General features: G+C 34.2%; 13 protein-coding genes and 1 tRNA gene. 1 reads left to right on the forward strand and 13 read right to left on the reverse strand.

Annotation, left to right across the window (positions count from 1 at the left end; genetic code table 11):
• The 13 genes from G466_RS0114740 to G466_RS0114800 all read right to left on the reverse strand — a co-directional run.
• Positions 1-675: CHC2 zinc finger domain-containing protein (locus G466_RS0114740; RefSeq protein ID WP_034235816.1), on the reverse strand; the 675-nt coding region annotated here is incomplete at its 3' end.
• Positions 676-900: 225 nt separating this feature from the next.
• Positions 901-2,094 (reverse strand): VapE domain-containing protein, encoded by a 1,194-nt coding sequence (locus tag G466_RS0114745; RefSeq protein ID WP_026814358.1) that lies wholly within the window; start codon positions 2,092-2,094, stop codon positions 901-903.
• Positions 2,091-2,378: a helix-turn-helix transcriptional regulator gene (locus G466_RS0114750; protein WP_026814359.1), complete on the reverse strand. Its 288-nt coding sequence runs from the start codon at positions 2,376-2,378 to the stop codon at positions 2,091-2,093. Before G466_RS0114750 ends, G466_RS0114745 begins: the two co-directional genes overlap by 4 nt.
• Before the next feature lie 610 nt (positions 2,379-2,988).
• Positions 2,989-3,306, reverse strand: a complete 318-nt coding sequence (locus G466_RS0114755) for a type II toxin-antitoxin system RelE/ParE family toxin (protein ID WP_026814360.1) — start codon at positions 3,304-3,306, stop codon at positions 2,989-2,991.
• On the reverse strand, positions 3,297-3,539 hold the full coding sequence (locus G466_RS0114760; RefSeq protein ID WP_026814361.1) for a hypothetical protein: 243 nt from the start codon (positions 3,537-3,539) through the stop codon (positions 3,297-3,299). Before G466_RS0114760 ends, G466_RS0114755 begins: the two co-directional genes overlap by 10 nt.
• A gap of 337 nt (positions 3,540-3,876) precedes the next feature.
• On the reverse strand, positions 3,877-4,332 hold the full coding sequence (locus G466_RS0114765; protein ID WP_026814362.1) for a hypothetical protein: 456 nt from the start codon (positions 4,330-4,332) through the stop codon (positions 3,877-3,879).
• Positions 4,333-4,553: 221 nt separating this feature from the next.
• Positions 4,554-5,327: a hypothetical protein gene (locus G466_RS0114770; RefSeq protein WP_157373908.1), complete on the reverse strand. Its 774-nt coding sequence runs from the start codon at positions 5,325-5,327 to the stop codon at positions 4,554-4,556.
• Positions 5,328-5,874: 547 nt separating this feature from the next.
• Positions 5,875-6,678 carry a hypothetical protein gene (locus G466_RS0114775; protein ID WP_157373910.1) on the reverse strand — a complete coding sequence of 268 codons (804 nt, stop codon included), beginning with the start codon at positions 6,676-6,678 and terminating at the stop codon, positions 5,875-5,877.
• Positions 6,679-6,930: 252 nt separating this feature from the next.
• Entirely contained in the window at positions 6,931-7,398 is a 468-nt protein-coding gene (locus G466_RS0114780; protein ID WP_026814365.1) for a hypothetical protein, read from the reverse strand.
• A gap of 180 nt (positions 7,399-7,578) precedes the next feature.
• Positions 7,579-7,827: a hypothetical protein gene (locus G466_RS0114785; RefSeq protein WP_026814366.1), complete on the reverse strand. Its 249-nt coding sequence runs from the start codon at positions 7,825-7,827 to the stop codon at positions 7,579-7,581.
• 113 nt (positions 7,828-7,940) lie between these two features.
• Positions 7,941-8,288 (reverse strand): hypothetical protein, encoded by a 348-nt coding sequence (locus G466_RS0114790; protein WP_026814367.1) that lies wholly within the window; start codon positions 8,286-8,288, stop codon positions 7,941-7,943.
• 260 nt (positions 8,289-8,548) lie between these two features.
• Positions 8,549-9,235 carry a DUF4145 domain-containing protein gene (locus G466_RS0114795; RefSeq protein ID WP_205622039.1) on the reverse strand — a complete coding sequence of 229 codons (687 nt, stop codon included), beginning with the start codon at positions 9,233-9,235 and terminating at the stop codon, positions 8,549-8,551.
• Between the two features lie 343 nt (positions 9,236-9,578).
• A tRNA-Arg gene (locus G466_RS0114800) sits at positions 9,579-9,655 on the reverse strand.
• 355 nt (positions 9,656-10,010) lie between these two features.
• Between G466_RS0114800 and G466_RS22165 the strand changes: the two genes are divergently transcribed.
• A complete protein-coding gene (locus G466_RS22165) occupies positions 10,011-13,961 on the forward strand; it encodes a hybrid sensor histidine kinase/response regulator transcription factor (protein WP_034235818.1) in 3,951 nt (1,316 codons plus the stop codon).
• The last annotated feature ends 59 nt before the right edge of the window (positions 13,962-14,020 follow it).

Raw genomic sequence — 14,020 nt, forward strand, 5'->3', positions numbered from 1 at the left:
CAAGGAGTTTAATATCAAAAGATCATTCGCTTCCATTAGTTTTTGGTCCCACTCCATCAGGCTCATCATATCGAACATGCCCTCGGTAACGATCAGCCTACTGTTTCCGTTCTGGAGGTGAGTGACGTCTTTTGGGGAGCTGGAATTCTTATAGTATTTGTTCCGCAATTCCCAACCTCCGGAGCTGTTCGCTAAGCCTAGGGCGAAATACATCTTGTCCTTAAACCTATAATGGACTTCCTTGCACAGTTTTCTGGCGGTTAATATGGAGATCCCTCTTTTCATTACATATTCCCCTAGCGCAAAATGGCTCAGTTCCTTAACATACTTAATCTCGATCTTATCCTGTTTATCTTCTTTAAAAAGTGGCTGCTGAAAAGAAAAAGAGTTTTGACCGTTTTGTAGCCATTCCAATGTTTCCCTTACCGATGTTTTGTTGACCAGGCAAATAAGATCAATTACATTTCCCCCTTTCCCTATGCCGTGGTCGTACCACCGGTTCAGTTTCTTGGAGACTTTAAAAGAGGCTTGGGTTTCTGAGCGGAACGGACTCAGGAACCAAGCTTCTTTATCAGATTCTTTGGTAGGAAAGTGCCCGAGTTTTGCCAGCGCTTTTTCGATGGGAAAAGCTCGGGCTCTTTCACACGTCAGCTTAATGGTTCTTTCTTTTTTCATCAGTTAATTCTTTTTTTTCGTTTTCTCTTACCTTCTTACCTAAGTCCCTGTTCATAGGGGATGAGAGCTAGGGTAGGTTGTTTTTTCATCTTACCTATCTTACCTAATAGGTAGGATAGGTAATACCTAGGTAACTTGGGGTTAATACATCTTACCTAAGGAAGCTCCCGCAGTTAGGGCGGTCATGGCCTGTTAGGTAACTAGGTAAGTAGAATTGCACTTTTTCTACAGTTCTAATTCCCAAGGACCTTTGGAAAACACAGATTTGGCCAGATATCCATAAACCTGACGTTCGGGATGTTTCACCCGTTGGAAGTTGAACCCCGATAAGGCGCGTCCTAGATTTACTTGGCTCAGCCTTACATTTAAGCCGCTTAACTTCACCAATACATCCGAGGCGGTCACGAAATCGTTCATATCATTTGATTTTTTATAGTATTTGGAAATCAACTCTTCCTCGGTGGTCAATTTGGTGTATTTTTTATTACGTATCTCGTTCTCCTTAATATCCGTTAGCGTGAGTTCCGGGTTGAAGTTTGGGTCAGAGTAAGCGAGGTGGTAGGCCTGGACCCAGACGTTCTTTATTTTCACTTCCTTGGAGTAGGAGAAATCAATTTTATCCATTAGTTCAAAGCATAACCAGCGTACAGATCCAGTCTCATCATTTAGAAAGGACGACATATTGGTAGAACCCAAAAACGAACAGATCCTGGGTAGGGTAGTATTTTTTCGGTCATAGGGCAGGCGTTCGTTAATGAAGGTCTTGGAAAAGAAGGCTTTCAGGGCATTCACGTCTTTTTTGGTCAGCACGGCCAATTCGTCCAAGTTGTAGAGGAAGTTCCGGCACAACTGGATCCTAGCATCCTTATCATTACTGATGTCCTCCGCCATATAATCAGCGAGTTCTGGGGGACAGATAAAGCGGCACCAGGTAGATTTCCCCGAGCTCTGTCCCTTATGGCTTATGATCAAAGCTTGTTTGTTGAAGTAGCCCGGTTCTAGGGCACATTTTATGGCACGGACCAACCATTTTTTTAAATGGTAAAGAAAAGCCTCATCATCATAGGTGGGAACGTAGGACGCCAGTTTTTGAATATAATCTTCTCCATCCCATTTGGGAAGGGATTTAAAGTAGGCTTTTATAGGATTGTATTTGGGGATGAGTTCTGACCGGATCAGGATTTCTAGTTTCCCAGTACTGATATCGACACCAGCTTTGGCAAGTTCAATAATGAGGGAATTGAGGTTCAGATAGGACCATTGAGCTCGTTTCTTGAACGATATCTGGAAATCATGGGATATCTCATTGTACATAATATCGTACTTCCCTTCCAAGTATTCAATGGTATAATCGTAGATCGTCTTTTTCTTGGCATCCTCTACCTTGTAAAGCTGCCCCCGATGGTCACCGACAATCATGGCCGTCTATTTTTGAAAGTATGCCTCAGAGCCTCGTTCTCAATTTCGGCCTTGGATTTTCTACTGTTCTGTAGGAGCCAATTGTTCAGTTTCCTTTTTTCAAAGAAAATCATTTTCCCGTTGGGCTTGGAGTGGGGAATAGTCCCGGAAGAAGTCAGTTTGTAAAGATAGCTTCTCGATATTCCAGTATAGTCACAGGTTTCCTCAAAAGTTAACACCTCTTTATGGGCAGTTAACAGTTTTTCCAAACGATCTAAGCGATCAAAAATTAAAATAGTGTCCATTTGTTTCTCTTTTAAGATTAAGAAATGAACAAAAGCGCTTTTGTTTACCTTCTATAGGTTTGTTAAAATAAAAGTAAAGAATTGATTGGGTGAAAGCCATGAGAAACACCAATAGTTATCCACAACCAGTTGGCTCATAGTATGATGTGTCATATTACACCAAATGATAGTAAAGGAATTTTCATCTAATTTTATTTGATATCACAAAACATCAAATGATACCAAATGCTATATTGTTCAAATTCTTGTTTTTAGGAGAAAATAGAGTTATTAACAATTGAAAACGAGGAAATTGGTGATTTGAAGGTGGAGAAAACGCAGATTTTGTGATTTGCTAGGAGCACCAAGTACATTATTATATGTCAATTTTTTGAAATTTACTTCAAGGTTTGTGGAACTTTATGAATATTAAACCATCTGACTTTTAGGAAAACCTACACTTGATCCAGTTTAGGGGCATGGGAAAGATCAATACGATCGAAATATTATGGACCAAAAAGAAAGTCTACCATAAGTCAGCCTAAATTTACCCTTGCTAAAAACGGCTTATATGGATGCTATTTCGTAAAATTTGAGCTTGGGCAACGGTAATCGGAGTTGGCAACTGACTTTATTTCGTCCGTTCTATTTTTATTGGGTTTTGTCGCGTATCAAAAACGTCATTTATTTCAATTCGGTTTTCTTTAATGTTTATCCAATAAATGACTTTATAATTTTTATAGACTAAATATCTGAATTCTTGTTCTCTATCCTTTAGAAGCTCTTCGAGTTGTCCGATTTTCGGTTGTTTTATTAGCTTTAAAGTCTCATTGTAAATTCCGTTAACGAGATTTTTTGCAATTCGGGTTCCTGCTTTTTCACGATAGTACCTATAAATTTTTTCGAGTTCTTTTTGAGAAAAATCAGTCCAAAATAATTTTAACTCCATTTATCAATTTTGGCCTTTAATTCACTCGCTTCAATTAGTCGCCCATTTTTTGAATCTTCCATAGATTGGTCGATCCGAGAATTAAATTCCTCAATTGTCATTGGTTTAAGATCTTCGTGTCCAGATTGTTGGTTTTCTTTCTTCAAGATTTTTTCTAAACGTGAAATAACCTCTTCACTTTGAATTTTTAAAAATTCTTGAATAAGTGCTAATTTTCTCGTTTGTAAATCCATTTTATTTAGCTTTTAATCAAAGATACAAAATTATCAATTTGAGTTATCATTTTTTGAATTGCAGAATTTTTCAGCCAACGGTTCGGCTCGTACGCTCAGTGCGGGATCAGCACGCGATTACCTTTACCAGATCAAGCAATTGGACAAAACGAACCAAACCGTAACCTTTCAAATAAAGAACTATAGGAAGGGAGGTGGAAAAGATCAGCTTAGCTATTTCGGAGAGTCCCAAAACCGACCGATAACACTGGCACAAAACGAACCGAAATACTCACCTGGAAGTAATTCTTTATTTTATCTACTAATTCATTGTCTGCTTCTATTTAAAGGTAGAGCACTATTCGCTGGTTTCTTTTTTAAGATTAACAATTTGGTTTAGAATATTTTCACCAATCCCAATTAATGTGAGTTTTCTTAGAGGATCTAATCCCTCAATGTAATATATATTATCGCTTTTATTATTTCCACAAAGAGTTAAAGTGTTCAAATTCGTTTTAAATCTTGTTAATTGAACTTTTCCGTCTTCAACAAACGATTTGCTCAAAATATTTAATGTGTCATTTTCATATCCTGTATCATACTCCTCTGAATTTTGGAAACGTGAAATTATAATTTTATCGGTTGAAAACTTTAGAATTGTTGGAAATTCTTGGTAAGAATCCTCATCCACAACGAGTAAAATTTCATCCGGTAAAACTGGAATATATTCCAAGTCGGCAAAATCCTTGACTTTATATCTATCACAACCTGTTATTATGATTGAGATTAGTAATATGTAAATAATTTCCCGCATAGATCTTATATTTCCCCAAACCTCAATTAATGTAATAGCAAATTCTTAAACCCTCCTTTTTAGACCTTTTTTACTGGCCTCTACCGAGTTGTTTAAAGTTTTGATCTTAAAACTTTGTACTACCTGGTATTTATCCATTTAATATTCGGATGAATACGTTTGTATTTGAATGGCCCTAACCGTTTTATACACGGAGGAGACACCTGTTCAATTAGTTTCAGTTATTTTTTCAATATAGATTTTAAAAAATCTAATTCTTTCCCGTTCGGCAAATGCAAAACTGTCATTTCTCCATTTTCTTTTAGCATTGTTCTGGTCAAGTATTCAGGTAATTTATGATGAGATGAGTTTACATAAAACATAAATTGAAAACTGTCCAATAAAAAAACGTATCCATTTAATCCGTTCTGAAATCTTACCCGTTTCGGTTGTCCGATTAGGTTTTTCCAGCTATTTTCCGTCCGTAGAAAAGAAGTTATCATAATCGGATATTCCGATTCTTTTGGTATTATGTTTTCATATATTAATTTCCTTAATGTTTCTTCGTGTTTTTCACCTAAATCTACATCCATGAAAATTTTTCGGTCGGTAATTGAAGCTCTCCATAATATAGAAAGAAGAAATAATTTCATTTTACCATAATCAATATTTTTGCAAATTGAATACTCAGCTCCGTCATTGGGATTCTGATAGTTTCTGCAAATTGGTGCAATTTCTGGGTCAAGATCCCTTCCGTACATTGATTTTTGCGCGTATTTTTCATAATTAGCACCTATTATTCGATTATCACAATCTTCGCAAAGTATGTTCTTGTCAAATTCGCCTGTTTGGATTTTTTTAGAACGACTTATGTCCGTATCTAAATTATAACTCATTGCATAAAAGATGTTGTTTTCATCCTTAATTTTGTTATACATAAATTCAGGGATGATGTGTGCCTTAATCAGTTTCTTTTCCTTTAAACATAATCTACATTTACCCATATTTAATTCCAAGGTTAGGATTTAGCAACAAACTACACTATCTCTATATTCTCAGTAACTAATATAAGAGTTATTTCATAAAAACCACCAGTGTGTGTGTGTGTGTGTGTGTGTCTAAACAGCACTACAATAATTCTCAGTCCCTTTGTTGTTTATTTTCACATTGAATATTTAAGTATTCATTCACTGAAGTAGTTCTATATTATTATATCAGCTCTTTCGTTATTATTCTAGGAAATCTCCTAACTGGTCACTATAATATCTTGGATTATATATAGTAATAGTCAAAATATTATCCGTCACATTATCATCTGATGAAAATCTTAACAAGTATACTCTTATAAAGATGAGTGAAAGATTTTTTCACAATAATGTATTTCCTTGAAAAAAGTACTAGATCTTAATGGTTATACCAGTATTAATTTTCACAGTGCAGGATTACGGTCATATGCGGAATTTTAGACCTTTTTTGTTTAGGAACTGTACATAGTAATTCATATAAATCGCTTTTGAACGAACGGGTCCCTCCTCCCATTAGCTTGGCAATGTCAAGTTCAATTTAAAAATATAAAAGTTTCCTTTCACAAAGAAATTGCAAAGAATTATCTATACAAGTTATTTGTTGAATCCAATGGCCAAATTTATTGTATTGATATTCATAATTCCTGGTCCAAGGTTCATTTGAGATATTCGATTCAGATTTTATTAAACCACCACCATTATATGTATATAAACAATAATTAGATGGATTAAATTTGTCTTCAGTCTCTTTCACTTCACCATCCTCGTTATATTCTAGATCGAAATTAAAACTTTTAATAACTTGATTGTTTTTATTTAATTCAGATATATACACTTCTTGATATTCTCTACTGGTATCACGAATTTCTTTAATTATATTATCGTACCGTAATGTTTGATGAAGGTACCACTCATCTATTGTGACAAATTTTTGTTCAACACATCGAATACCTTTTTCATATATGTGATGTATTTGCCTGGTTCTTTCATATGTTGTATTAATAAACTCTCGAATGTGTTCTACGAAATTATTTTTGTCTTTATAAATCACATTATTTTCCCTCGATAAAGAATTAGTTTCTTTGTTTATTTCAAGGATTTTAGTAAGTCTATTCTGCTTATCATATGAATATTTGTATAATGATCGTGGATGAAGGTTAACGATATGTATTAATTTGCCTTTCTTATTATAAAATGCCTCAAAACTTTCAGATGTCGCTTGTAGCTTACCTTTAGGTTGCTTAATTATCGAAACAAAGGGATAGAAGGTTTGTTGACTAATATATTTTAACCCTTTAATATAGCGGTTTTGAAATTTTCTATAACCTTCGTATGAATACATGTTACTTCTTTTTTCGCTTTGTAATCTCTCCATATCACCAAAACGCTCTCTCCGAACAGTCCACCAAACTGATAAAAAAATTAGGTTGAAGTAACAAAAAAGTTGTACTTCAAAAATCAACACAAACCCAAGGCAAGTCTGCGGAAATAAGACTCCGTAACAAACATTAAGAAGAAGGCTTTCCCAAAAGAAACCGATACCGTCAACAAGATATTTAGCCCTGTCCTATCGACTGGCTGGATACTAGTATTTTTATTTTTCAAATAGAGTAGGAATTGTAATTAAATTCATTTTTATTTTTTCTTTAATAAGGTCAAATTTCAATGAAACTAGTTCAGGGTCATTGAATTTCCCAAAATCTTTAAGTTCTTTTGTGAATATTGCTATTGCACGTGTTGTAGATTTGTCAATATCAAAATCACCAGGTTCTAATAAAATCTCTGTTGTAGCTAATGCAACGCAATGAAAGAACAATTTATCCCAAAAGTCAGAATTACTTTTTTTTAATGTAAAGTATAAATCTTCCAATTCTAATTCTGCATTTAATGAGAAGTAATTTATAATCGACGAAGTAATTAAGTCAGATTTTTTCCTGATATTTTTAATTTTATTTCTATTTATAAAATTGTTATTCAGAAGGTTGTAATTATTTTGATATGAACTTATATTTCTGTGACAAAATTCCATAAGGTTTTCGCCTGATATGTTATTCCAAATCATATTTAATTTATCGATTTTATGGTTTGACCCTTATAAAACAAGAGTATTCTATTATATTTTAGAAGGAAGTTTCCACCTTCCACTCTCACGGAACCATTCATGATAGTATCCAATCATATGGCTCTTCTACTGTAATATACAAAAATAACTCAACCTTTTTTCAAATTGGCAGGCTGTACATCAAATTAGATACTCCCTTTTCTCCACTCTCATTAGAGGAGCTTCATCACTACTAAGGGATAATCCGTCCCTGTGCCAACCATCGCTATTCTGTTTCCAATTTATGAAATTATTCATTTTGCTTTGAATCTTGTCATAGGTTCCCGAGTTCCATAAGTATACCCAAATAATGGTCATGTCTTCTAAATTACGCTTACAGCTCCAGCCAAAAAAGATGTGACCACTGGATGGTATTATAATGATTGTCATACTTCAAATACTTTTAATAGAAGGTAGTTTTGTCGACACTCAACCAGAGATTTATGCGCATTCATCTCCATTTGGGTATTCTTAACATATTAGAGTATTTTAGCCGTAGTGATTTACCCGTTCTTATCATTGAAAAGATTCAATAACTCTCTTTGAGAATCAATAATATGATTTCTTAAGACGTGTAAAGCTCTTTCCTGAATTTTTCCGAAACTTTCAGAATCTAAATTACCATAAGCAATGTGCGGAACTTCAAGGTCTAGTGTAGTAGATAAATTGGAATCATCTTCTCCATAATAAATTATAAAAACGTCAGAACCTCTCATATGTATTTGTAAGGAGTGTTCAATGTTTTCAATGTATTCCCGGGAATAAACTTCAGGAATTTTAAAAGTAATTTTTTGTGTGTTAGGATTAAAATCTAATAAAGTTGGGATGTAAAGTTTTCCAAGTTCAAACATTGCTTATGAATTTTATATTATCTAAATATTTATTAGGAGTCAAAAACTCTACTTTTATATGAAGATAATTTTTCTATTAATTCTTCGGATTAATTATTTCTTTTTGTTTATGATATGTATCCATTTTTTTCATATGTGTTTTTATTTAGTTTTTTACTCCAAAGCTAAATACATATGATATAGCAACTTTTTAAATATACAAGACCATTCGATTTAGCCATAAACTTCTCATTACGTTTTGATTTTGTTACCACCAGTATTTATATTTCCCTTCTCTTAATTAGTTCTTCATATTGATAAACCAAGTGATACAAGTAGGTTATAAACGCATCAAAAAAGTCAATAGCTTCTTTCGCATCTTGTTGATTGACAATTTGGTCATGTGAATGTGCTCCGTTGTTTCCAATTAATCTCAATTCATTAGCCCAATTATAAAGAGTATTCTCTAAAATTCCTTTAGTGTTTAGATTTTTCAATTTGTTTGCTAGATTACCCTTTATTTCTCCCTTATCAATACAGATTGCTTCTATACCTTTCCGACACATTATTACGCAAGCGTCATAAGCATGCGCACGATAACATTTTAAGGCTTCTTTATATGGATTATATACAATTTCAGGACAACTTTTAATTGCTCTGTTTTCTGTATTTGGAAACAGCTGTAATTCGTTTGTAAGAAAATCATCTCCTTCAACGATTCGGTAATTTTTTTCTTTTAAGAATGGATTCTGGCATTTTAAGCACTTGCTCAATAAAACTTCCGTAACATATCCAGACAAATCTTCAGTAACAGTTTCGTCGGAAGCATATGAGTAAACTATTACGGTCTCAACTACTGAGTTACAAGTTGGGCAGAAATTCATTTCCTTAAACTCGTCGACTTTAGTTTCTTCCTTATTCATTTTTGAAATTGGTGGTAAAGTAAGGACATGAGTATAATTATACATGTCCATCAATTTTATCAACAACTAATATAAGCCTTTATTTTAATAAAGTGGCTCTCCAATAGTTGCAAAACCCACCCAATACCAGAGCTCTGAAATACATTGGATTTAAGAAGAACCTTAATGCCACAACTTTCTGACTTGATCCTTGATCCACCACTTCTAAGAAAAAAATTTATCCCAAATCGAATTCACTGGCCCTATTTGTACTAAAAACAGCTTAATTGACAGAATAAATTGTTAAAACTCAAAAACTATGCACAAACTATGCACAATTTGGAAGTTTTGCTTTTTTACGGAAAGTCCTAAAATGACGAAAACCCCAGTGTTTACTGAGGGTTTCCGGTGGTGATGGCAGAAGGATTCGAACCTTCGACCGCCTGCTTAGAAGGCAGGTGCTCTATCCAGCTGAGCTATGCCACCATTCGCTATGGATAAATAGTCATCTTTAGCGGCTGCAAATATACAATTAACATTAGTTATTGCGCAAATTTATTTGCGAAAAAAATACCAAGCCATTTAATGTTAATTTTAATTGACCATTAAACCCTTATCCGTTATAAGGAAATAGGCATTATTTCATCAAACAAATACAATTCAAATCCTTTGTGACTCAATAATTTACAACAACCCCTTTCACCACCATTATTTTTCTACCATAGTAATTTACCCAATAACATTTTTTACTTCGACATATAGATTTATATGACTTTTTCTTCATAAATTAATATCTTCTATGCTGCAGGACATTCAAATTCGTAAATAAAGAAGTCATCAGATGATTACAAATCACCTCAAAGTTTTTGCAAACTACCTACTTCTTTTTTGTTGCCTATCAGCCCATTCCCAAAAACAAGTTTCATTCCGTCAATTATCTGTTAAGGATGGATTATCCCAAAACTCTGCCATTTCTATTACTCAAGATCAAGCAGGGTTCTTATGGATTGCTACCCAAGATGGATTGAATAAATATGATGGAAGAAGCTTTACAAAATACAACCTCTACTTTAAGGATATTACCAATACTACCTATAGTAAATTAGGAAAGGTGTTTGTAGATAGTCAGGAGGAGTTGTGGACTATCCCCATATCGCAAATCCCGCATAAATTAAACAAATCCAATAACAAATTTGAACCGATTATAGGGATAGTAGATGCCAGTACCATTTTTGAAGACCAGCAAAAAAATCTTTGGTTCGGGAGCTATACTACTGGCCTCTATAGACGCTCCTTCATCACCAAAAAGATGGAACAAATACTAACTCCTGATCTGGTTAGTGCTATTAACGCCATAACCCAGGACAAAGTAGGCAATCTATGGCTTAGCTGTGAGAAGTATATTTTAAAATTAGACCCTTCACAACCAGAAAAGTTACACTACTATTACCCTGATGGGCAAAATAATTCTAAGACCAATTATAGCTTTATTCTTTTTGATCATGAAAACAATCAGTGGATTGGGACCTTTGGGGGTGGAATTTGGTATAAGGAGCCGGAAGAAACCCAATTTAAAAGACCTGATATCTTTATTGATGATGTTAACAACAGCCTCAATTCTATATATGTGATAACCATGCTACTGGATTCTAACGACCAATTATGGATAGGCACCTATGGGGATGGGCTTTTTAAAATTGACATTGCACAGAGTCAATTAAATCAATACCTACCCGAAAAACATAATCCAAAAGCCATTCAGTATAAAGATATATTAAGTATATATGAAGACTATACCGGAACACTATGGTTTGGAACAGACGGTGCAGGGATAAACTATTACGACGCCCAATTGGAAAAATTCAACTCCGTAATCAATTTTCAAACTCCAGAGAATATAAATATAGATGTCGTAAGATCTATAGCCCTAGATGCCCAAAATAATGTCTGGATTGGAACAAGCGGAAAAGGACTATCTAGGTATTCACCAAAAAAAAATAAATGGACAACCTATCAGACAGATAATAAACAAGGACTTAGATCCAATAGAATAATGAGCCTGCTCAGTGATAATGACGGGGAACTTTGGATTGGAACGCAGGAGGGCGGACTACATATCATGGATGTAAATGAGCAGATTATTAATTATCCAACCCTAAAAAGTCTAGAAGATATTACCGTTTGGTGCATACTTAATGATACTTATATAGATAAATGGATAGGGACACGAGAGGCCGGACTCTTTAAAGTCAATAAAAAGCAAGGGGTTATAAAAAGATTTGAAAAAAGTAACTCTAATAATGGACTTCCTTCCAACAATATTAGGGCAATTGTAAAGGAAGCTGGTCAATTTCTATGGGTAGGCACACAAGACAACGGAATTTGTAGAATAGACTTAAAAACCAACACTACAACAACCTACACTCATGATGCTAATAACAAATACTCTCTCGCCAGCAATCAGATAAAATCTTTGTATTATAACGATAAGGGTATCTTATGGATTGGCACTAACGGTAGTGGGCTAAGTGCCTTTGATATTGTTAACAACAAATTTTATAATTATACCACTAATGAAGGACTGGCCAATGATGTGATCTATGCCATATTGCCCGATGAACAAAATAATCTATGGTTAAGCTCCAATAGAGGTATCACCCAGTTTTATGTGCCCGACAATCTGGAAACGAAACCTAAAATTGTCAATTATACCAATTACGACGGACTTGCCACGGAATTTAATACCGGAGCCTATTTTAAGGCAAGTAATGGTAACCTATATTTTGGCGGATTGGAAGGCTATTATTGGTTTAATCCATCGGACATAGAAATTAGTGAAGTACTTCCGAGAACAGTAATTACGAAATTTGAAGTTTATAACAACTCTAAACCCCTTATCCCCAATTTAAAACTTAACTATAAACAAAATACAGTTTCGTTTTCATTTGCAAGTTTACAATTCTCTTTGCCTGTTAAAAATCAATATCAATTTCAACTCGTTGGTCATGATGAAGATTGGATCCAATCCGGTAATGAGAATAGTGCAAGATATACCAACCTACCTCCAGGGGATTATACTTTTAGGGTTAAATCTAGTAATTATGACGGTATTTGGAACAAAAAGGAGGCTTCCTATAACTTTACTATCAATGATCCTTGGTACCTTACTAATATCGCAATTGGTATATACATTCTATTCATATGCATTACTATTTACTTGATATATAGATATTTTAAGTGGAGGTGGAATATGAAAATGCAACTGAAATTTGAAAGACAGGAAACGGAAAGGCTCAAGGAGCTCAATGATTTTAAAGCCACGTTATATTCCAATATATCCCATGAATTTAGAACTCCCTTAACCCTCATAACGGGACCAATTAAAAAACAACTGGAAAATAATCCAACCCCCAGTCTAAAAAAGGACCTCAACTTGGTGGATAAAAACACCAAAAGGCTATTAGATCTTGTCAACCAAATGCTGGAATTGAATAAGTTGGATACAGGTTCTTTAAAATTAAATCCAGAAAAAATCCAATTGAGTGGTTTCATCCAATCACAACTCGAACCCTATGAATACCTAGCCAAAAATCGTAAGCTAGTATTTTCACACTCCTTGGGACCTATGCCTTTAGTATTAATAGACACAGATATTTTAGAAAAGATTATTGGCAATCTACTAAGCAATGCCATAAAATACACTTCATCCAATGGACATATAATCTTTACCGCAGCGGTTTCAGAAACCAATAACTTAGTAATAATCGTAACCAACGATATAGACAAGGTATTGGAAGAAGATACCAATAAACTTTTTGAAAGATTTTTTCAGGCTAATCATACGAATGAAGGAACAGGAATTGGGCTTTCTTTGGTTAAAGAATTGGTAGAACATCTACAAGGATCTGCCACTGCCTTCTACGCTAATGACCGTAAAAAAATAACCTTTAAAATAGAAGTCCCGATTCATATTATTAATGAAGATGAAATTAGCGAAGGAGCTGTTTCACCGATCAAGGAGATTGTACCCATTAACACAGATTCACAAAAAAACCAGCCGTTAATTTTATTAGTAGAAGACAATGCCGATCTCCTAAATTTTATGGTATCCCTTTTAGAGGGTAAGTATAAGATACTCACATCAAAAGATGGCGAGACTGGTATTAATATGGCACTTAAAAAGATTCCGGACCTTATTATTACAGATCTTATGATGCCTAAAAAAAATGGGATAGCACTATGCAATCACTTAAAGAGTGATGAAAAAACCTCTCATATCCCAATAATAATGCTAACGGGAAAAACAGGTCCAGAAAATGAAATAGCTAGTTTGCAAAGTGGTGCCGAAGAATTCATAACAAAACCATTTAACCCAAAAACTTTTCTAGTAAGAATAGATAATATTATAAACACTAGAAAAAAACTTAGAGCACACTACAATAAGAAGAATGTTTTTACACCAAAAGATATTGCCTTTACCACTACCGATGAAAAATTCTTATTAAAGGTTGAAACCATTCTGAATACCCATTTACAGGATTCAAATTTTACAGCAGAAAAATTTAGCCAACTAGTGGAAATGAGCAGAATGCAGTTACATAGAAAACTTATTGCCTTAACAGGATATAGCACTACTGCATTTATACGGTTAGAACGATTAAAACAAGCACAAAATCTTTTAAAAAAGCCTGGGATAACCGTCGCAGAAATTGCCTATACTACCGGGTTTAATTCGCCCTCCTATTTTATTAAATGTTATAAAAAAACCTTTGGAAAAACTCCTATGTCCTAAGATTATAACGATCCCAGACTAAAAGCGTTACATCAGTACTATCTTCTGTTACATACAAC

Origin of the sequence: Arenibacter certesii DSM 19833 (assembly GCF_000429545.1) — a bacterium.
Lineage (GTDB): Bacteria > Bacteroidota > Bacteroidia > Flavobacteriales > Flavobacteriaceae > Arenibacter > Arenibacter certesii.

Coding starts and splice junctions, on each gene's coding strand:
- G466_RS0114775 (WP_157373910.1), bottom strand. CDS start 6,678: ATGTATTCATACGAAGGTTATAGAAAATTTCAAAACCGCTATATTAAA.
- G466_RS0114795 (WP_205622039.1), bottom strand. CDS start 9,235: ATGTATAATTATACTCATGTCCTTACTTTACCACCAATTTCAAAAATG.
- G466_RS0114765 (WP_026814362.1), bottom strand. CDS start 4,332: ATGCGGGAAATTATTTACATATTACTAATCTCAATCATAATAACAGGT.
- G466_RS0114745 (WP_026814358.1), bottom strand. CDS start 2,094: ATGATTGTCGGTGACCATCGGGGGCAGCTTTACAAGGTAGAGGATGCC.
- G466_RS0114785 (WP_026814366.1), bottom strand. CDS start 7,827: ATGACAATCATTATAATACCATCCAGTGGTCACATCTTTTTTGGCTGG.
- G466_RS0114780 (WP_026814365.1), bottom strand. CDS start 7,398: ATGATTTGGAATAACATATCAGGCGAAAACCTTATGGAATTTTGTCAC.
- G466_RS0114760 (WP_026814361.1), bottom strand. CDS start 3,539: ATGGATTTACAAACGAGAAAATTAGCACTTATTCAAGAATTTTTAAAA.
- G466_RS0114755 (WP_026814360.1), bottom strand. CDS start 3,306: ATGGAGTTAAAATTATTTTGGACTGATTTTTCTCAAAAAGAACTCGAA.
- G466_RS22165 (WP_034235818.1), top strand. CDS start 10,011: ATGATTACAAATCACCTCAAAGTTTTTGCAAACTACCTACTTCTTTTT.
- G466_RS0114750 (WP_026814359.1), bottom strand. CDS start 2,378: ATGGACACTATTTTAATTTTTGATCGCTTAGATCGTTTGGAAAAACTG.
- G466_RS0114790 (WP_026814367.1), bottom strand. CDS start 8,288: ATGTTTGAACTTGGAAAACTTTACATCCCAACTTTATTAGATTTTAAT.